The organism is Citrobacter sp. Cc139, assembly GCF_030334645.1.
GTDB lineage: Bacteria > Pseudomonadota > Gammaproteobacteria > Enterobacterales > Enterobacteriaceae > Citrobacter > Citrobacter werkmanii.
Map to the genome: position 1 here is coordinate 64,814 of NZ_JAOWDM010000095.1, position 19,217 is coordinate 84,030.

At 51.7% G+C, this 19,217-nt stretch carries 17 protein-coding genes and 2 pseudogenes; 11 read left to right on the top strand and 8 right to left on the bottom strand.

The window, feature by feature from the left end:
• Positions 1-25: 25 nt before the first annotated feature.
• The 6 genes from gshB to metK all read right to left on the bottom strand — a co-directional run bounded on the left by gshB (position 26) and on the right by metK (position 6,121).
• Entirely contained in the window at positions 26-973 is a 948-nt protein-coding gene (gene gshB / locus OGV69_RS23645) for a glutathione synthase (RefSeq protein ID WP_038633598.1), read from the bottom strand.
• A gap of 12 nt (positions 974-985) precedes the next feature.
• Entirely contained in the window at positions 986-1,717 is a 732-nt protein-coding gene (gene rsmE / locus OGV69_RS23650; RefSeq protein ID WP_038633593.1) for a 16S rRNA (uracil(1498)-N(3))-methyltransferase, read from the bottom strand.
• 74 nt (positions 1,718-1,791) lie between these two features.
• A complete protein-coding gene (gene endA / locus OGV69_RS23655; protein ID WP_038633590.1) occupies positions 1,792-2,499 on the bottom strand; it encodes a deoxyribonuclease I in 708 nt (235 codons plus the stop codon).
• Between the two features lie 94 nt (positions 2,500-2,593).
• Positions 2,594-3,091: a SprT family zinc-dependent metalloprotease gene (locus OGV69_RS23660; RefSeq protein WP_069324802.1), complete on the bottom strand. Its 498-nt coding sequence runs from the start codon at positions 3,089-3,091 to the stop codon at positions 2,594-2,596.
• 78 nt (positions 3,092-3,169) lie between these two features.
• Positions 3,170-4,564, bottom strand: a complete 1,395-nt coding sequence (galP, locus tag OGV69_RS23665) for a galactose/proton symporter (protein WP_069324803.1) — start codon at positions 4,562-4,564, stop codon at positions 3,170-3,172.
• 402 nt (positions 4,565-4,966) lie between these two features.
• The gene (gene metK, locus OGV69_RS23670; protein ID WP_006686850.1) at positions 4,967-6,121 is read right to left on the bottom strand and encodes a methionine adenosyltransferase; all 1,155 of its coding nucleotides are present in this window, start codon (positions 6,119-6,121) and stop codon (positions 4,967-4,969) included.
• A gap of 417 nt (positions 6,122-6,538) precedes the next feature.
• Between metK and yqgG the strand changes: the two are divergent.
• The 4 genes and pseudogenes from yqgG to speB all read left to right on the top strand — a co-directional run.
• Positions 6,539-6,640: pseudogene (gene yqgG, locus OGV69_RS23675) on the top strand (small protein YqgG); the annotation flags it as partial.
• Between the two features lie 258 nt (positions 6,641-6,898).
• A complete protein-coding gene (yqgB, locus tag OGV69_RS23680; protein WP_064507034.1) occupies positions 6,899-7,030 on the top strand; it encodes an acid stress response protein YqgB in 132 nt (43 codons plus the stop codon).
• Positions 7,031-7,038: 8 nt separating this feature from the next.
• The gene (gene speA / locus OGV69_RS23685; protein ID WP_072014782.1) at positions 7,039-9,015 is read left to right on the top strand and encodes a biosynthetic arginine decarboxylase; all 1,977 of its coding nucleotides are present in this window, start codon (positions 7,039-7,041) and stop codon (positions 9,013-9,015) included.
• A gap of 164 nt (positions 9,016-9,179) precedes the next feature.
• Positions 9,180-10,100: an agmatinase gene (gene speB, locus OGV69_RS23690; protein ID WP_069324804.1), complete on the top strand. Its 921-nt coding sequence runs from the start codon at positions 9,180-9,182 to the stop codon at positions 10,098-10,100.
• Between the two features lie 185 nt (positions 10,101-10,285).
• Here the strand turns inward: speB and loiP are convergent, their stop codons facing one another.
• Complete coding sequence (loiP, locus tag OGV69_RS23695; RefSeq protein ID WP_038633572.1) at positions 10,286-11,044, bottom strand: metalloprotease LoiP; 759 nt, start codon at positions 11,042-11,044, stop codon at positions 10,286-10,288.
• 279 nt (positions 11,045-11,323) lie between these two features.
• Between loiP and tkt the strand changes: the two genes are divergently transcribed.
• From tkt to OGV69_RS23730, 7 genes are all read left to right on the top strand, one after another.
• Positions 11,324-13,315 (top strand): transketolase, encoded by a 1,992-nt coding sequence (gene tkt, locus OGV69_RS23700; protein WP_038633569.1) that lies wholly within the window; start codon positions 11,324-11,326, stop codon positions 13,313-13,315.
• Positions 13,316-13,632: 317 nt separating this feature from the next.
• Positions 13,633-14,076, top strand: a complete 444-nt coding sequence (cmtB, locus tag OGV69_RS23705; RefSeq protein ID WP_069324805.1) for a PTS mannitol transporter subunit IIA — start codon at positions 13,633-13,635, stop codon at positions 14,074-14,076.
• Between the two features lie 27 nt (positions 14,077-14,103).
• Positions 14,104-15,483 (top strand): PTS mannitol transporter subunit IIBC, encoded by a 1,380-nt coding sequence (locus OGV69_RS23710; RefSeq protein ID WP_227408991.1) that lies wholly within the window; start codon positions 14,104-14,106, stop codon positions 15,481-15,483.
• 24 nt (positions 15,484-15,507) lie between these two features.
• A complete protein-coding gene (locus OGV69_RS23715; protein ID WP_038633560.1) occupies positions 15,508-16,785 on the top strand; it encodes a zinc-binding dehydrogenase in 1,278 nt (425 codons plus the stop codon).
• A complete protein-coding gene (gene glpX / locus OGV69_RS23720) occupies positions 16,782-17,753 on the top strand; it encodes a class II fructose-bisphosphatase (protein ID WP_069324807.1) in 972 nt (323 codons plus the stop codon). Before OGV69_RS23715 ends, glpX begins: the two co-directional genes overlap by 4 nt.
• 15 nt (positions 17,754-17,768) lie before the next feature.
• Positions 17,769-18,278, top strand: coding sequence for an MltR family transcriptional regulator (locus tag OGV69_RS23725; RefSeq protein ID WP_038633553.1), 510 nt, complete (start codon positions 17,769-17,771; stop codon positions 18,276-18,278).
• A complete protein-coding gene (locus OGV69_RS23730; RefSeq protein ID WP_069324808.1) occupies positions 18,275-18,985 on the top strand; it encodes a nucleoside/nucleotide kinase family protein in 711 nt (236 codons plus the stop codon). The genes OGV69_RS23725 and OGV69_RS23730 overlap by 4 nt, the downstream gene beginning before the upstream one ends.
• Here OGV69_RS23730 and OGV69_RS23735 read toward each other — a convergent pair.
• Positions 18,942-19,154: pseudogene (locus tag OGV69_RS23735) on the bottom strand (ABC transporter ATP-binding protein); the annotation flags it as partial. The gene OGV69_RS23730 and the pseudogene OGV69_RS23735 overlap by 44 nt on opposite strands.
• Positions 19,155-19,217 lie beyond the last annotated feature (63 nt).

A 19,217-nucleotide genomic window follows, 5' to 3' on the forward strand; every position in this document is an offset into this window, starting at 1 on the left:
GGATCCCTTCTACCGGCGAGTACTTTTATTTTTGCAAACGTGCCTCAATGGCATCCATCAGCATACCGGTAATTGAAACCGGGAATTCTGCTTCAATCTCACGAATACAGGTTGGGCTGGTGACGTTAATTTCCGTCAGGCGATCGCCAATGATATCCAGACCGACAAAAATTAATCCCTTCGCTTTCAGCGTGGGCCCAATGCGGCGGGCAATTTCCCAGTCGCTGTCGGTTAATGGACGCGGCTCGCCACGACCACCGGCGGCCAGGTTGCCACGGGTTTCACCACCCTGCGGAATACGCGCCAGGCAGTACGGAACGGGTTCGCCATCCACAACCAGTACGCGTTTGTCGCCGTCTTTAATCGCTGGCAAATAGTTCTGCGCCATGCAGTAGCGAGTACCATGTTCGGTCAGCGTTTCGGCAATGACGCCGAGGTTTGGGTCACCTTCCTTCACACGGAAAATAGATGCGCCGCCCATGCCGTCCAGCGGCTTGAGAATGATGTCGCTGTGCTTTTGCCAGAAAGCTTTTAGCTGCGCTTTGTTACGGGTGACCAGCGTTTCTGGCGTCAGGTCGGCAAACCATGCGGTAAAAAGTTTTTCGTTACAATCGCGCAGGCTCTGCGGTTTGTTGACGATTAACGTCCCTTTTTCTTCTGCACGTTCCAGAATATAGGTCGCGTAAATGAACTCAGTATCAAATGGCGGATCCTTACGCATCAGAATCACATCCAGATCGGCCAGCGGGAGATCCTGCTCGCCCTTGAACTCATACCATTTGTCGTAGTTCTGCTCTACGCTCAGGGTCCGCGTACGGGCGCGGGCTTCACCGTTGATCAGATAAAGATCGGCCATCTCCATATAGTGAATTTCGTAACCACGACGTTGTGCTTCCAGCAGCATAGCGAAGCTGGAATCCTTCTTGATGTTGATGCTTGCGATGGGATCCATCACGATGCCGAGCTTGATCATTGTTCTTCTCCGTTAGCCCAGATCGCCAAAACGCACCTGTAGCGCGGTAATGGCGGTGAGCGCAGTTGTCTCAGTACGCAGAACGCGAGGTCCTAACAGAATATCAGTAAACTGATAACGTGCGGTCATGGCAATTTCATCTGCCGACAGCCCACCCTCCGGGCCAATCAGCAAGCGGATGCGCTCTACCGGCAGCGGCAGCGTATTGATGCTGGCGCTGGCGCGAGGATGCAGGTTCAGTTTTAACCCTTCGTCCTGCTCAGCGCACCATGCTTCCAGATCCATTGCCGGGCGAATTTCAGGCACCCGGTTACGACCGCACTGTTCGCAGGCGGCAATGGCGATTTTCTGCCACTGCTGGAGCTTTTTGTTCAGGCGTTCACTGTCCAGTTTAACGCCGCAGCGCTCAGAAAAAAGTGGCGTAATGAGGCTTACGCCCAGTTCGATCGATTTCTGGATAGTAAATTCCATTTTTTCGCCGCGCGACATCACCTGGCCCAGATGGATGTGCAACGGCGATTCACGATCGTCGAGTTCGGCGTTAAGCACCTTCACGTCAACGCTTTTCTTGCTGGCGTGAGTGATTTCGGCGTCAAAGATTTGATTGCTGCCGTCAAACAGCTGTAACGCCTGGCCTGGTCCCATACGCAGCACACGACCGATATGGTTGGCGGCATCTTCACACAGTGAAATTTGGCTGCCGGAAGCGAGTGGTTCAGGGTGATAAATGCGAGGAATGCGCATAGTTAAACATCCGCGTCATGGCCCTGGGCTGCGAAAGGCCAGGGCATGGTTAAAAATATTGCCGCTAGTGTAGGTTAGCTCTTTTGCGCCTGGCAAGCGCGTTGCACATAGGGGTTATGGTTCCCCTGTACCTTCGCAATGCGTTCGTCGCGCTCACACTCCCAGTCGGTAACCGGATATTGCTTGTTCCAGGCATTAAAAAGCTGGGTTTGTTGGCGGGAGAGCGTCAGGTTGTATTGGTCGCGCATATAAAAATAGGTGCGTGCGATAGCGCCGCGGGCGCGGGCTGGCGGCTCGGCAACTTTCTCTTTGAAATCAACCTTCATGGCGCACTGCCCATACTGGCCTTCGCCACCGTTCCACTGGCTGTACATAAAGTTTGCGCGATCGCCATTTACTTCACCCACTGCAGGCTGCAGGTTATGCATATCGCTTTCCATCTGGCGATAGACTGGATCTTTGGCGCAGTTTTTACGTCCTCCGTCCTGCCAGCACTGGCGCTGATGGCCAAACTGCCAGGCAGGGACAACATGTTCCCATTCGATACGACTGGCGCGGTTTTCGTTTTTTCGCACTTTATAGCCACAGGATTCAAGGTCAACGAGCCCTTTTTTACCTTGCCAGTTAATTTTACAACCGCAGTAGAAATCGCCCGGCGCATCGGCGTTAACTTTGACGCCTGCTGCTTTCGCCTGAGAAAAACTGTTGATACCTTCGGCTAACACCGGGCCAGAAAACGCAGCGGCTAACATGGCTGCGGCAAAAGAAAGATTACGGTACATCACGAACTCCGTGTCAAAACGAGCCCGCAACGTAGCGAAAGTTGTTCTTGTATGCAATCAGCGAGATCAGAAAGGTTCCTGATAATTCTGAATATTATTCTGCAACCAGTGGTTCGCCGCAATGGACGCAGCGGTAGGTAGCTTCACCGCGAACAACACGGTTATGGCGGCGAACGGTCAAGTGATGTTCCTGGCACTTACAGCGGTAAGCAAAGGTTTTACGTTGCACGGATTGCAGCTCAAACTGATGCGTGCGTCGGGCCGGGACGCCCAGCACACTCTCCATCATCCATTTCCACTCTTTTCCGTGCGGCGGGACGCGGCCAAAGTGCTTCCACACCAGCAAATGCGCTAGTTCATGGGGGACCACTTCGTTAACGAACGCATCGACGTTTTCCATCAGCAGCACCGGGTTGAGGCGGATTTCGTAAGTTTGTAGCCACGCCGTACCTGCGGCGGTTCCGTGCTGTTGGTAAACCAGCTTTGGCTCCGGGTAATGACGTTCCAGCTTGAGATTGGCCTGGGCGAGTTTTTCCCGCAGGCTGCGCATAACGGCTTGCTGGATGGCGATGGGAAGTCGGGAGGTTTTCATAACGCCAGAGGATAGTGCGACAGGGAAGGGACTGCAAGAGGAAGGCTTCCTCCCGCTTGGGGAGGAAGCCTTGAGTGATTAGTCGTGTGCGCCAATTTCGCGCAGTTTACGACCTTTCATCAGGTTACGTTCAATGTGTTCCAGAGAGACGTTTTTCGTTTCCGGGATTAGCCACAGGGTCAGGAAGATGAACAGGACGTTCAGGCCGCCGTAGACCCAGAAGGTGTTAGCGCTGCCCAGCGAGTTCAGCATCGTCAGGAAGGTTGCGCCGACGATCATGTTAGCAATCCAGTTGGTTGCGGTAGAGCAGGTGATGCCGAAATCGCGGCCTTTCAGCGGCTGAATTTCAGAACACAGTACCCAAATCAGCGGACCGGCGCTCATTGCGAAGCCAACGATAAACATCAGCAGCATCAGCACGGCAAAGTACTGGGCGGCAGCGGAGTGGATACCCACATGCATCATGGTGCCCAGCACGCCCATACCCACCGCCATAACGATAAAGCCAAGAATCAGCGTAGGTTTACGGCCCCAGCGGTCAACCAGACCAATGGCGATAAAGGTTGCCAGCACGTTGGTCAGGCCAACGATAACCGTTCCCCACATCTGCTCGGTGGTGTTGGTATAACCCGCCAGTTCAAAGATTTTTGGCGCGTAATACATAATGACGTTCATTCCGGTGAACTGCTGCATCACCTGTAACAGCACGCCAAGGAACACTGCACGACGGAAGTTACTGTTTTCTTTAAACAGCGCCCAGCCGCTTTGTTTAACCTGCAGACTCTCACGAATTTCATCCAGTTCGCGTTTGGCCTCAGCGCTGGTATCACGCAGACGCAACAGAACGCGCTCGGCATCGACAAAACGACGTTTAGCTGCAAACCAACGCGGGCTGTCCGGCAGGAAGATAACGCCAATCAGCAGTAACAGAGCAGGGATAATGATTACGCCCAGCATCCAGCGCCATGCGCCGCTATAACTGAATGCGGTATCGGAGAGGTAAGCGCCGAGGATCCCGATGGTGATCATCAACTGATACATCGAGATCATGCTGCCGCGGATTTTTTCCGGTGCGATTTCGGACAGGTACAGCGGCGCGGTATAAGACGCAACGCCAACGGCCAGGCCCAGCAGCACGCGGGAAACCAGTAGCACTTCAACGTTTGGTGCCGCGGCGGAGAACAATGAACCGGCAACAAACAGGATCGCGCCAATCATCAGGCTCTTTTTACGCCCCAGTTTGAAGGAGAGCCAGCCGCTGCCGACAGCGCCTACAGCCGCACCAAACATCATTGAGCTTACCACCCATTCCTGAGTGTGCGGGGTAATTTGAAACTCGTCGGTGATGAACGGTAAAGCGCCGGCAATAACACCGATATCCAGGCCAAAAAGTAATCCAGCCAGGGCTGCAAGAAAGCAGACAAAAAATGTCATGGCTTTGTTGGAACGCCCCGTTTTTTTATTGTCAGGCATGATGCCCTCCGGTTGGGTAGCTAGTTTTGTTGATGTTAAGGGTAGGTGAGTACGGGGTAAAAAAATGCGAATCACATCACATTAGTGTAATCGCTTACATTGGCATTCATAGTGATTATTAATTATGACTTTGAAAGATAAGGTTTTTATAAGAATACGATACAGTTATTTGCCTGGAATTAAGACAATACTGAAAAGTAATGTAACAATGATGCACAAGAGATGGCCTGGTTATGTTAATTAGAAGAGGGAGGAAACACAGCTTAATGTAATCGCTTTCATTTTCGTTCAAAAAGAGGATTAATAGCGCTGTTCTGGAAAGGGGAGGCAGAGAGGAGATGGGCATAAAAAAGACCAGCCGAGGCTGGTCTTAAGAAGCATAAGCGTTCAGTCGTGACTGAATTATTTCAGTCCGGCAGCGTCACGCAGCAGTTGCGCTTTGTCGGTTTTTTCCCAAGGGAAATGCTCACGACCAAAGTGACCATAGGCTGCGGTTTCTTTGTAGATTGGGTGCAGCAGATCCAGCATCTGAATCAGACCATACGGGCGCAGGTCGAAGAACTCACGCACCAGCAGGGTCAACTGTTCTGAAGGCACTTTTTCGGTACCGAACGTTTCTACCATGATAGAAGTCGGTTCAGCCACGCCGATGGCGTAGGAAACCTGAATCTCACAACGGTCAGCCAGGCCAGCGGCAACGATGTTTTTCGCGACGTAGCGGGCCGCATAGGCTGCGGAACGGTCAACTTTAGACGGATCCTTACCAGAGAATGCGCCGCCACCGTGACGAGCCATACCGCCGTAGGTATCAACGATAATCTTACGACCGGTCAGACCGCAGTCGCCCATTGGGCCGCCGATAACGAAACGACCGGTTGGGTTGATGAAGAATTTGGTCGAAGCATTCAGCCATTCAGTCGGCAGTACCGGCTTGATGATCTCTTCCATAACGGCTTCTTGCAGCGATTTCTGATCGATATCTTCAGAGTGCTGAGTCGACAGAACGACCGCATCAATACCGACGATTTTGCCGTCGTCATACTGGAAGGTAACCTGGCTTTTTGCATCCGGGCGCAGCCAGGATAAGGTGCCGTTTTTACGCACTTCAGCCTGACGCTGCACCAGACGGTGAGCATAGGTAATCGGGGCTGGCATCAGCACGTCGGTTTCGTTGGTGGCGTAGCCAAACATCAGGCCCTGGTCGCCCGCGCCCTGTTCCAGCGGATCGGCACGGTCAACGCCCTGGTTGATGTCCGGAGACTGTTTACCAATTGCGCTCAGTACCGCACAAGAGTTGGCGTCAAAACCCATGTCGGAATGCACATAGCCAATTTCGCGCACCGTGTTACGGGTGATCTCTTCGATATCGACCCATGCGCTGGTGGTGATCTCACCGCCAACTAAAACCATACCGGTTTTGACGTAGGTTTCGCAGGCAACGCGTGCTTTCGGATCCTGTTCCAGGATTGCATCCAGCACGGCATCAGAGATTTGGTCAGCGATTTTGTCAGGATGCCCTTCTGATACGGACTCGGACGTAAAAAGGTGTTTTGCCATATTTAATTTCACCTAAGGAGAATTTGGTTAGCTCAAACTGTCGAGTGGGATAGCCATGTGTAGAAGATTCTACCATGAGTCTGCAGATGACGGACACTGGCAGTCTGAGTGTTAATCGGTATAGATGGATTAACATCTGGACGGCTATTTTAGGACAGTTCTTCGCCTGATTTCCAGCTTTTTTTGATTGAGGTCGCATTGTACTGAAAATGTAACTGGAAATTTTTCCTGACGGTGCTGGCAATGTGTGCATTTATCTTTTGCTTTTTCGTACTGTTGTCGGTATAAAACGCGGCGCGCGGCTCATACAAAAAGCACACGACATTTTCATCGTGTTGCCACTTCCAGCCGGGTTAAAACTTTAGCTTTGGCTTGTGGGTTCTCCGTGAGGAGCAACCGTGGAGGTGATACGAGATAATGAACCGTTGTATTCTGCTGAATCTGTCGCACCGTTCTGGTGTACATATGTCCCCCGCAATCTGCATCTCTGTTTTGCATACCTGTCGATGTTATATACACAAAATCATTTATGCTGCGTCGAGGCGGCAAATGAATGAATCCCCTGAACGTACGAGTAGTACGTGACTGGGGCGAATGCGCGTAGCCAACAAAAAGGCTGCATGAAGGATGAAGTGTATACCCATCTCGGCGTATCTCAGGACTCAAGAGCCGGTAACGGTCACTAAGAACTGAACAAGGGCGCTCTTGGTAAACAAGAGTTTTCTCGTGGTTTCGCCGAACTGTCAGCAGTACGTTCGGTTACGTGTTTACAATGATATGAAAAAGAAACCGGTCGCACAGTCGGAGCGTCAGCACTATCTGCTGGAAATTCTGCCTGTATTTGGGTTGTTATCGCGTCTTTGGATTGCGATAGTAGTCAACTGTTTTACACTTGTTAATAAAATTTGAGGTTCGCTATGTCTGACGACATTTCTTTGGGTTCGCCTTCGTCAGCAGGCGAACACGGTGTACTACGCTCCATGCAGGAGGTTGCAATGAGTTCCGAGGAAGCCAGCAAGATGCTGCGTACTTACAATATTGCCTGGTGGGGTAATAACTACTATGACGTCAATGAACTGGGTCACATCAGCGTGTGCCCGGATCCGGACGTACCAGAAGCGCGTGTTGACCTTGCTGAGTTGGTGAAAGCCCGTGAAGCGCAGGGCCAGCGTCTGCCTGCTTTGTTCTGCTTCCCGCAGATCCTGCAACACCGACTGCGTTCGATTAACGCCGCGTTCAAACGTGCCCGTGAATCCTACGGCTACAACGGTGACTATTTCCTCGTTTATCCGATCAAGGTCAACCAACACCGTCGCGTGATTGAATCACTGATCCACTCTGGCGAACCGTTGGGACTGGAAGCGGGTTCCAAGGCTGAACTGATGGCCGTTCTGGCTCATGCCGGAATGACCCGTAGCGTGATCGTCTGTAACGGCTATAAAGACCGTGAATACATCCGTCTGGCGCTGATTGGCGAGAAGATGGGCCATAAGGTCTATCTGGTTATCGAGAAGATGTCTGAAATCGCCATCGTGCTGGATGAAGCTGAACGCCTGAATGTCGTACCGCGTCTGGGCGTGCGTGCGCGTCTGGCGTCGCAGGGTTCCGGCAAGTGGCAGTCTTCCGGTGGTGAAAAATCCAAATTCGGCCTGGCGGCAAACCAGGTACTGCAACTGGTAGAAATTCTGCGTGAGCGCGGCCGTCTGGACAGCATTCAACTGCTGCACTTCCACCTCGGCTCGCAGATGGCGAACATTCGCGATATCGCCACCGGCGTGCGTGAGTCGGCCCGTTTCTACGTCGAGCTGCACAAGCTGGGCGTGAATATTCAGTGCTTCGACGTGGGCGGCGGCCTGGGCGTGGACTATGAAGGTACCCGCTCGCAGTCCGACTGCTCCGTAAACTACGGCCTGAACGAATACGCCAACAACATTATCTGGGCGATTGGCGATGCCTGTGAAGAGCATGGTCTACCGCACCCGACAGTGATCACTGAATCGGGTCGTGCCGTTACCGCGCACCATACCGTGCTGGTCTCCAACATCATTGGCGTTGAGCGTAGCGAAATTACCGAAGCGACGCCGCCGGCAGACAACGCGCCGCGCTCCCTGCAAAGCATGTGGGAAACCTGGCAGGAGATGCACGAGCCGGGCACGCGTCGTTCGCTGCGTGAATGGCTGCACGACAGCCAGATGGACCTGCACGATATTCACGTTGGCTACTCTTCTGGCACCTTTAGCCTGCAGGAACGTGCGTGGGCAGAGCAGCTCTATCTGAACATGTGCCATAATGTGCAAAAACAACTCGATCCGAGCAACCGCGCGCACCGCCCGATTATCGATGAGCTGCAGGAGCGGATGGCGGATAAGATTTACGTCAACTTCTCACTGTTCCAGTCAATGCCGGATGCGTGGGGGATCGACCAACTGTTCCCGGTGCTGCCGCTGGAAGGGCTGAACCAGGCGCCTGAGCGCCGCGCGGTGCTGCTGGATATTACCTGTGACTCTGATGGTGCTATCGACCATTACGTTGACGGGGATGGGATTGCCACCACCATGCCGATGCCGGAATACGATCCGGAGAACCCGCCGATGCTGGGCTTCTTTATGGTCGGCGCGTATCAGGAGATCCTTGGTAACATGCACAACCTGTTCGGCGATACCGAAGCCGTTGACGTGTTTGTCTTCCCTGACGGCAGCGTGGAAGTTGAGCTGTCTGATGAAGGCGATACCGTGGCGGACATGCTGCAGTATGTGCAGTTGGACCCGAAAACGCTGCTGACGCAGTTCCGTGATCAGGTGAAAAACACCGATCTGGACGCCGAGTTGCAACAACAGTTCCTCGAAGAATTTGAAGCAGGACTGTACGGATACACCTATCTGGAAGATGAATAACGGTAAATTCCCGGTGGCGCTGCGTTTGCGGCGCTCACTTGAATCCGTACAAATTAACGGCGATAATTCGCCTATACAAGTAGTCACGTAAATCAATCCCTTCCTCGTCGGGCTTAACGACGCGGAGGGGATTTTTTTTCACCGATTTTACAAGAGGTCAGCACATGAGCACCTTAGGTCATCAATACGACAACTCCCTGGTTTCTAACGCCTTTGGTTTTTTACGTCTGCCGATGAATTTCATGCCTTACGATAGCGACGCCGACTGGGTGATCACCGGCGTACCGTTTGATATGGCAACGTCTGGCCGCGCGGGCGGTCGCCATGGCCCGGCAGCAATCCGTCAGGTTTCTACCAACCTGGCGTGGGAGCACAACCGCTTCCCATGGAACTTCGATATGCGCGAGCGCCTGAACGTGGTGGACTGCGGCGATCTGGTGTATGCGTTTGGCGATGCCCATGAAATGAGTGAGAAACTGCAGGCACACGCAGAGAAACTGCTTTCTGCAGGTAAGCGCATGCTTTCCTTCGGTGGCGACCACTTCGTCACACTGCCGCTGCTGCGCGCGCACGCTAAGCACTTTGGTAAGATGGCGCTGGTGCATTTTGATGCCCACACCGACACCTACGCTAACGGCTGCGAATTCGACCACGGCACCATGTTCTATACTGCGCCAAATGAAGGGTTGATCGATCCGAACCACTCTGTACAGATCGGTATCCGCACTGAGTTCGACAAAGATAATGGCTTTACCGTACTGGATGCCTGCCAGGTGAACGATCGTGGCGTAGACGACGTCATTGCCCAGGTGAAACAGATCGTTGGTGATATGCCAGTGTATCTGACCTTTGATATCGACTGTCTGGATCCTGCGTTTGCGCCGGGTACCGGTACGCCGGTAATCGGTGGTCTGACGTCCGATCGTGCGATCAAGCTGGTACGTGGTCTGAAGGATCTGAATATCGTGGGGATGGACGTGGTGGAAGTGGCACCGGCTTACGATCAGTCTGAGATCACCGCGCTGGCGGCGGCGACGTTAGCGTTAGAAATGCTGTATATTCAGGCGGCGAAGAAAGGCGAATAATAGTCGGACTATTTTACTCGTCATTTTGGGTCCGGGCAGTGCCCGCCATCCTCACGTACTACGTGTACGCTCCGGTGGCTGTGCGCTGGCCGGGCCCAAACTGACTTCGCCAATTACGTCCGATAATGGGATGAAATCTGTAGGCCGGATAAGGCTTCACGCCGCCATCCGGCACTGCTTGAAGATTACTTAATTCCGTCCGCGCTCATGCGATCGCGAATATGCTGCGCACGTTCGGCGGATGCCGGGTGATCGTCAAACATTGAGCTTTGACGTCCGGCTTCCAGTTTTGCCAGTTTCTCAAAGCTGGTGGCTAAGCCTGCCGGATTGATCCCACGTTTGCGCAACAAATCATACGAGTAATCATCCGCTTCGGATTCCTGACGCTGGGAGAACTGTGAGTTCACCAGTTTTTCGCCAAGATCGCCCAATTGCGACTGCGACAGGCTGCCGACAATGCCGCCAGCGGAGGCCGCCGCTGCACGCACCGCGTTCGTGCCCAACGCAACCTGCATGCCTTTTTTCACATGACCCAACGCGACGTGGCCCATTTCGTGGCCGATTACCGCTTCGACTTCGTTATCCGTCATCATATCCATCAGGCCGCTGTATACGCGGATACAGCCGTTCGCCATGGCAAAAGCATTTACATCTTTCGCCATATAGACTTTGTAGTTCACCGGCTGACCGTTAATGTTATCGCCAAGCGCGGAGGCGATTTTGCCAAGACGCGTTGCATACTCGCTGCCAGCCGGGGCGATGGTAGCTTTGCTGTCCATATCATTACAGGCCTGATCGCTCAGCGCTTTTACCTGAGCATCGCTCAGGCTGTAGGCCTGAAAAGCCTCTGCGCCTGAGGAAAGCAGTCCGTTTGAGTCCATGTTCTGGCAGCCGGTCAATGCCGCCGCCATGCTCGTAGCAAGCAGTAAAGCGCGAATTTTCATTTTTTCTCTTCCGCACAAAGTCAGGATTATTCTAAAAAATGCGTCGTTTGCAGGTTAACCGACGCTCAGCATAAGTATAAAGAAAAGAACAATAAGCGGGCGAGAAGATTGCGCAACATGCGTGCATGATCCAGAGATTTCTGAAGCGGTAAAAGGATGCTCCATGTACATGACACGCGGCTTGGGTTACATTGTTGGCACTTTTTTCCGGCGTAGCCCAAAACGCGCTGTCGTCAAGTCGTTTAGGGCGTGGCCTTCATTATCCGATCTGGAGTCAAAATGTCCTCACGTAAAGAGCTTGCCAATGCTATTCGTGCGCTGAGCATGGACGCAGTACAGAAAGCCAAATCCGGTCACCCGGGTGCCCCGATGGGTATGGCTGACATTGCCGAAGTCCTGTGGCGTGATTTCCTGAACCACAACCCGACTAACCCGTCCTGGGCTGACCGTGACCGCTTCGTGCTGTCTAACGGCCACGGCTCCATGCTGATTTATAGCCTGCTGCACCTCACCGGTTATGACCTGCCGATGTCTGAGCTGCAGAATTTCCGTCAGTTGCATTCCAAAACGCCGGGTCACCCGGAAGTGGGTTACACCGCTGGTGTTGAAACCACGACGGGTCCTCTGGGCCAGGGTATTGCGAACGCAGTCGGTATGGCTATCGCTGAAAAAACGCTGGCGGCGCAGTTTAACCGCCCAGGTCATGACATCGTTGATCACTTCACCTACGCTTTCATGGGCGACGGTTGCATGATGGAAGGTATCTCTCACGAGGTATGTTCTCTGGCTGGTACGCTGAAGCTGGGCAAACTGGTTGCGTTCTACGATGACAACGGCATCTCTATCGATGGTCACGTTGAAGGCTGGTTCACCGATGACACCGCTAAGCGTTTCGAAGCTTATGGCTGGCATGTGGTTCGTGGCGTTGATGGTCACGATGCTGATGCGATTAAACGCGCAGTTGAAGAAGCGCGCGCAGTGACCGACAAACCGTCTCTGCTGATGTGCAAAACCATTATCGGTTTCGGTTCTCCGAACAAAGCGGGTACCCATGACTCTCATGGTGCGCCGTTGGGCGATGCTGAAATCGCACTGACCCGCGAACAGCTGGGCTGGAAATACGCGCCGTTCGAAATCCCGTCTGAAATTTATGCCCAGTGGGATGCGAAAGAAGCAGGCCAGGCAAAAGAAGCTGCGTGGAATGAGAAGTTCGCTGCATATGCGAAAGCCTTCCCGCAGGAAGCGGCTGAATTCACCCGTCGTATGAAAGGTGACATGCCGGCTGATTTCGACGCGAAAGCGAACGAGTTCATTGCTAAGCTGCAGGCTAACCCGGCGAAAATCGCCAGCCGTAAAGCGTCTCAGAACGCGATTGAAGCATTCGGTCCTCTGCTGCCGGAATTCCTTGGCGGCTCTGCTGACCTGGCACCTTCTAACCTGACTCTGTGGTCTGGTTCTAAAGCGATCAACGAAGATACCGCCGGTAACTACATCCATTACGGTGTGCGTGAATTCGGTATGACCGCTATCGCTAACGGTATCTCCCTGCACGGTGGTTTCCTGCCGTATACCTCTACCTTCCTGATGTTCGTAGAATATGCCCGTAACGCGGTGCGTATGGCTGCGCTGATGAAACAGCGTCAGGTGATGGTCTACACCCACGACTCCATCGGTCTGGGCGAAGATGGCCCGACTCACCAGCCGGTAGAGCAGGTTGCGTCTCTGCGTGTGACGCCAAACATGAGCACATGGCGTCCGTGTGACCAGGTTGAATCCGCCGTGGCGTGGAAATACGGTGTTGAGCGTCAGGACGGCCCGACCGCGCTGATCCTCTCCCGTCAGAACCTGGCACAGCAGGAACGTACCGAAGAGCAACTGGCGAACATCGCTCGCGGCGGCTACGTGCTGAAAGATTGCGCTGGTCAGCCGGAACTGATCTTCATTGCGACCGGTTCTGAAGTTGAGCTGGCTGTGGCTGCGTGGGACAAACTGACAGCTGAAGGCGTGAAGGCGCGCGTGGTTTCCATGCCGTCCACCGACGCGTTCGACAAACAGGATGCCGCTTACCGTGAATCCGTACTGCCGAAAGCCGTTTCTGCACGCGTGGCAATCGAAGCGGGGATTGCTGACTACTGGTTCAAATACGTGGGCCTGAACGGCGCTATCGTCGGCATGACCACTTTTGGCGAGTCTGCTCCGGCTGAGCTGCTGTTTGAAGAGTTCGGTTTCACCGTAGACAACGTTGTCGCGAAAGCAAAAGAACTGCTGTAAGTACGGTTACAGATGAAAACGGGTCGCTTAGGCGGCCCGTTTTTTTTAGCAAGGTTATGTTTTTTTGTGTCAGTGCAATGCTTAATTGTGGATCGTTATCACAAATACAATATTTAGTGATGTTCGTAATATGCAGTGAAAGTCACATTATTGGTGTTGCTTTTTATTTTTGTCTATATAACAGTTTGTTTTTAAAGGGTTCATAAAAAAGTAGTTTGCACTACGTGTCTTTTATCTATCGATTGATTTCGCTTTGCCGCACGAGTATTTTATTTTTAACGCTAACTCGTACCCTAAAAATAAAATAAGGAAAATGTATGCGGCTAATTGATTACTTTCCAGACTCATCTATCTCAATAAAAAATTCAGCAAAGAACTGGCAGGAGGCAATAGATTTTTCTATGTCATCTTTGCTGGCTAACCATTACGTTAATTCGGACTATGTTCAGGCCATTAAGGAATCAACAATTAGCAATGGCCCTTATTATATTTTGGCACCTGGCGTCGCGATGCCGCATGCTCGACCAGAATGCGGTGCGTTAAAAACCGGGATGTCATTAACGCTTCTTAAACAGGAAGTAAAATTTGCCGATGATGATGAAGGTATAAAGTTATTAATCGGATTGTCGGCGGCAAATGCTGACTCACATATTGGCGCTATCCAGGCCTTAAGCGAATTATTATGTGAAGAGGAAGCGTTAACTGCTTTGTTAACGGCTAAATCAGAAAAACAACTGGCGGATATTATCGCCCACGCATAATTCACAGCCTCCTTTCAGGACATTATTATGGAAAACAAGTCTGCTCGTGCCAAAGTCCAGGCTTTTGGTGGGTTTTTGACTGCGATGGTCATTCCCAACATCGGCGCATTTATTGCCTGGGGTTTTATAACTGCATTGTTTATTCCTACCGGTTGGATGCCGAACGAGCATTTCGCCAAAATTGTCGGTCCGATGATTACCTATTTACTACCTGTCATGATTGGCTCCACTGGTGGACATTTGGTGGGTAGGAAACGTGGCGCAGTAATGGGCGGGATTGGTACTATCGGCGTGATTGTGGGCGCTGATATCCCGATGTTCCTTGGCGCTATGGTGATGGGGCCGCTTGGTGGCTGGGTGATTAAGTATATCGATCGTCTGCTGGAGAAACGCATTCCTGCAGGTTTCGAGATGGTTATCAATAACTTCTCCCTTGGCATTGCGGGAATGCTCTTATGTTTGCTGGGCTTTGAAGTCATTGGCCCGGCGGTTCTCGTGGCTAATAATTTTGTGAAAGAGTGTATTGAAGCGTTGGTTCATGCGGGTTATCTGCCGTTGTTATCCGTGATTAACGAGCCTGCGAAAATCCTCTTTCTGAATAATGCCATCGATCAGGGTGTGTATTATCCGCTCGGAATGCAACAAGCTTCAGAAACGGGAAAATCGATATTTTTCATGGTAGCCTCCAACCCAGGGCCGGGATTGGGTTTGCTACTTGGCTTTGCCATCTTTGGTAAAGGGATGAGTAAAAAATCTGCGCCAGGGGCCATGATTATCCATTTCCTGGGGGGGATTCATGAACTGTATTTCCCATATGTACTGATGAAACCTCTGACTCTGATTGCCATGATCGCCGGGGGAATGAGCGGGACGTGGGTATTCCATCTGTTTGACGGTGGGTTGGTGGCAGGACCGAGTCCAGGATCAATATTCGCTTACCTGGCATTAACGCCAAAAGGTTCATTCCTCGCGACCATTGCAGGCGTCACAGCGGGAACGATTGTCACCTTTGTTATCACTTCTTTAATCCTGAAAATGGAAAAGAACGTCGAAACAGAAAGTGAAGATGACTTCGCTGAATCTGCCAGAACTGTTAAGGCAATGAAGCAGGAAGGTAAATTCTCCTATAAAAATATCAAGCGTGTTGCTTTTGTCTGTGATGCTGGAATGGGCTCCAGCGCTATGGGAGCAACTACTTTCCGTAAACGTCTGGAAAAAGCGGGATTGAATATTAATGTGGCGCATTATGCCATAGAGAACGTTCCACAAGATGCCGATATTATCGTCACCCATGCCAGTCTTGAAGACCGTGTTAAACGTGTAAGTGAAAAGCCATTAGTGTTGATTAAAAACTATATTGGTGACCCGCTGTTAGACGATTTATTTAAACGCATTACGGCGAACTGACATTCTTCTATTTTTGGAGTGAATATGAAAACGAAAGTTGCTGCCATATATGGCAAGCAGGATATTCGTATCCGTGAATTTGAACTTCCTGAAATTACAGATAATGAATTATTAGTAAGCGTAATCTCTGATAGCGTTTGTTTATCAACCTGGAAAGCTGCTGCATTGGGGAGCGATCATAAACGCGTACCGGATGACCTCGAAAATCATCCGGTTATTACCGGCCATGAATGTGCAGGTATCATTATTGAGGTCGGAAAAAACCTGACTGATAAATATAAAAAAGGTCAACGTTTTGTTTTACAGCCCGCGATGGGGCTGCCAAGCGGTTATTCAGCGGGATACAGCTACGAATATTTTGGTGGCAATGCTACCTACATGATTATTCCTGAGGTGGCGATTAATCTGGGCTGTGTTTTACCGTATCACGGCTCTTATTTCGCCGCAGCGTCCCTGGCGGAGCCGATGTGTTGCATCATTGGCGCTTATAACGCGAACTATCACACCACGCCTTACGTGTATGAGCATCGTATGGGGATTAAGCCGGGAGGCAGCATTGCGTTGCTGGCCTGCGCCGGGCCGATGGGGATTGGCGCTATAGATTATGCCATTAACGGCAATATTCAGCCGTCACGCGTGGTGGTCGTGGATATCGACGAAGCGCGACTGACGCAGGCTAAAAAACTGTTGCCGGTTGAGTTAGCGGCAGAAAAGGGGATTGAGCTTATCTATGTGAACACTACCGGCATGGATTCTCCAACCGCGATGCTGCGCGCCCTAACCAATGACACTGGTTTTGATGATGTCTTTGTGTATGCGGCTGTGCCAGCGGTGATTGAAATGGCAGATGATCTCCTCGCGGAAGATGGTTGTCTGAACTTTTTTGCCGGCCCGACTGACAGCAACTTCAAAGTGCCGTTTAATTTTTATAACGTTCACTATAACAGCACCCACGTTGTCGGAACGTCCGGCGGTTCAACGGATGATATGAAAGAGGCCATTGCGCTCAGCGCAACCGGTCAACTACAGCCCTCGTTTATGGTGACGCATATTGGGGGGCTGGATGCCGTACCGGATACGGTATTGAATTTGCCTGCGATCCCTGGAGGTAAAAAGCTGATTTATAACGGTGTGACGATGCCACTTACCGCCATAACGGATTTTGCTGAGAAGGGGAAAACGGACCCGCTTTTCAAAGAACTGGCAAGGCTGGTGGAAAAAACGCATGGTATCTGGAATGAAGAAGCGGAAAAATACCTGTTGGCGCAATTTGGCGTGGATATTGGGGAGGCGGCGATATGATGTCGTTGGCATGGCCGCTGTTTCGCATTACTGAGCAGGCCGCGCTGGCGGCTTGGCCGCAAACCGGGTGCGGTGATAAAAACAAGATTGATGGCCTGGCCGTGACGGCAATGCGGGAAGCATTGAACAGCGCTGCCATTCGTGGACGAATCGTCATTGGCGAAGGAGAAATTGATCGCGCCCCGATGCTGTGGATTGGTGAGGAAGTGGGAAATGGCATCGGGCCAGAGGTGGATATCGCCGTCGATCCCATTGAAGGAACCCGTATGGTGGCGATGGGGCAAAGCAATGCGCTGGCGGTCATGGCGTTTGCCCCCCGCGGTAGTTTGTTACACGCTCCTGATATGTATATGAAAAAACTGGTTGTTAATCGCTTTGCAAAAGGGGCGATTAATCTGGCGCTGCCGTTGGCAGACAATCTACGTAATGTGGCTGCGGCGTTGGGTAAACCGCTGGAGCGGCTGCGGATGGTGACGCTGGATAAACCGCGCCTTCAACCGACGATTGCCGAGGCGACACGACTAGGCGTCAAGGTCTTTGCGCTGCCCGATGGTGATGTGGCTGCCAGCGTGCTGGCCTGTATGCAAGAGAATCCCTATGACCTGATGTATACCATTGGCGGGGCACCTGAAGGCGTTATTTCAGCCTGTGCGGTTAAAGCGCTGGGAGGCGATATGCAGGCTGAGCTAATCGATTTCTGCGAAGCGAAAGGGGATAGCGCCGATAATCGTCTGATTGCGACACAGGAACGTCAGCGCTGCGCGGAGATGGGCGTTGAGATCAACCGTATCTATGCGCTCGACGAACTGGTAGGGGGAAATAAGATCCTCTTCAGCGCGACGGGTGTTACGGGCGGCGATCTTGTTAAAGGGATCCAACAGGTTGCGAATGGTGTGCGCACGCAAACTTTACTGATCGGTGGCGCGGATCGAACGTGTAATATAATAGACTCTCTGCATTCATGGTGATTTATCGAGAAACGAATGACGACGCTGACAGAAGACGATGTGCTTGAGCAACTGGATGCTCAAAATAATTTACTCTCGTTTATGACGACGGCACATAACATTTTGCTCCAGGGCATTAAGCGCTTTCTACCGTCGCTGTTCGTCAATAACGATGAAGAGATCGTGGAATATGCAGTGAAGCCGTTACTTGCCCAGAGTGGACCGCTTGACGATATCGACGTTGCGTTACGTCTGATTTATGCGCTGGGAAAAATGGATAAATGGCTTTATGCCGACATTACTCATTTTTCTCAGTTTTATCAGTACCTGAACGAGCAGGATAACATTCCCAGTTTTGCCGATGACATTACCTGGGATTTTGTCAGCAACGTGAACAGTATTACTCGCAACGCGACACTCTATGGTGCGCTGGAGTCGATGAAATTCGCCGACTTTGCAGCGTGGTCTGAAGTGCGCTTTAGCGCAATGGTCAAGACGGCAATGACGCTGGCAGTGACAGCGATTTTAAAGGAATTAACGCCGTGAAAATCGAACTAACGGTGAATGGGCTACAGGTTGAAGCACATTACCATGATGATGAGATAGAGAACGTTCATAAACCGTTATTACAGCAGTTGGCAAAAATACACGCTACTAACCCGCAGCGACTAACGATTGTTTTTCTTAGCGCGCCGCCGGGTACGGGTAAATCGACGCTGACCACCTTCTGGGAATATCTCTCCCGTCAGGAGCCGGGTCTGCCGGAGATCCAGACGCTGCCAATGGATGGCTTCCATCACTACAACGCCTGGCTGGAGGTCCATAACCTGCGGGCATACAAAGGTGCGCCGGAAACGTTTGATGTGGATAAGCTTGCGCAGAATCTGCGCCAGATAAGGGTAGGGGAAGGTTCCTGGCCGCAGTATGACCGGCAAAAGCACGATCCGGTCGAAGAAGCCATACAAGTGACTGCGCCGATTGTCATTGTGGAAGGAAACTGGTTATTGCGCGATGACCTAAGATGGCGGGCATTAGCCGAATTTTGTGATTACTCGCTTTTTATTCACGCTCCAGCTAATGCGCTTCGTTCGCGACTGGTAGGCCGTAAACTGGCTGGCGGACTATCGCAAGCTGACGCTGAGGCGTTTTATGAGCGTACCGACGGACCGAATGTTCGTCGGGTGCTGGAGGGGAGCCGACCAGCCGACTTTATGCTGGAGATGACGGTTGATGGTGAATATCGGATTGTGTGAGATTTTTGTTGTGTAACCTTACCACTCGTGAGAAATGACGCTGCGTAAACGCAGCGTCATGACTGATCGCCACAACGCTTGCGCCACGCGCACGGCACACCGCCAGCCAGTTATCAAAAACACTCAGCCAGTGCGCATCAAAATCCCGGCTCGGTTCATCCAGCAGGATTTAAATATAATGTTCGTATATTATTCATACTCAATTAATATCTTTTATTTTTTGTTTTTATTA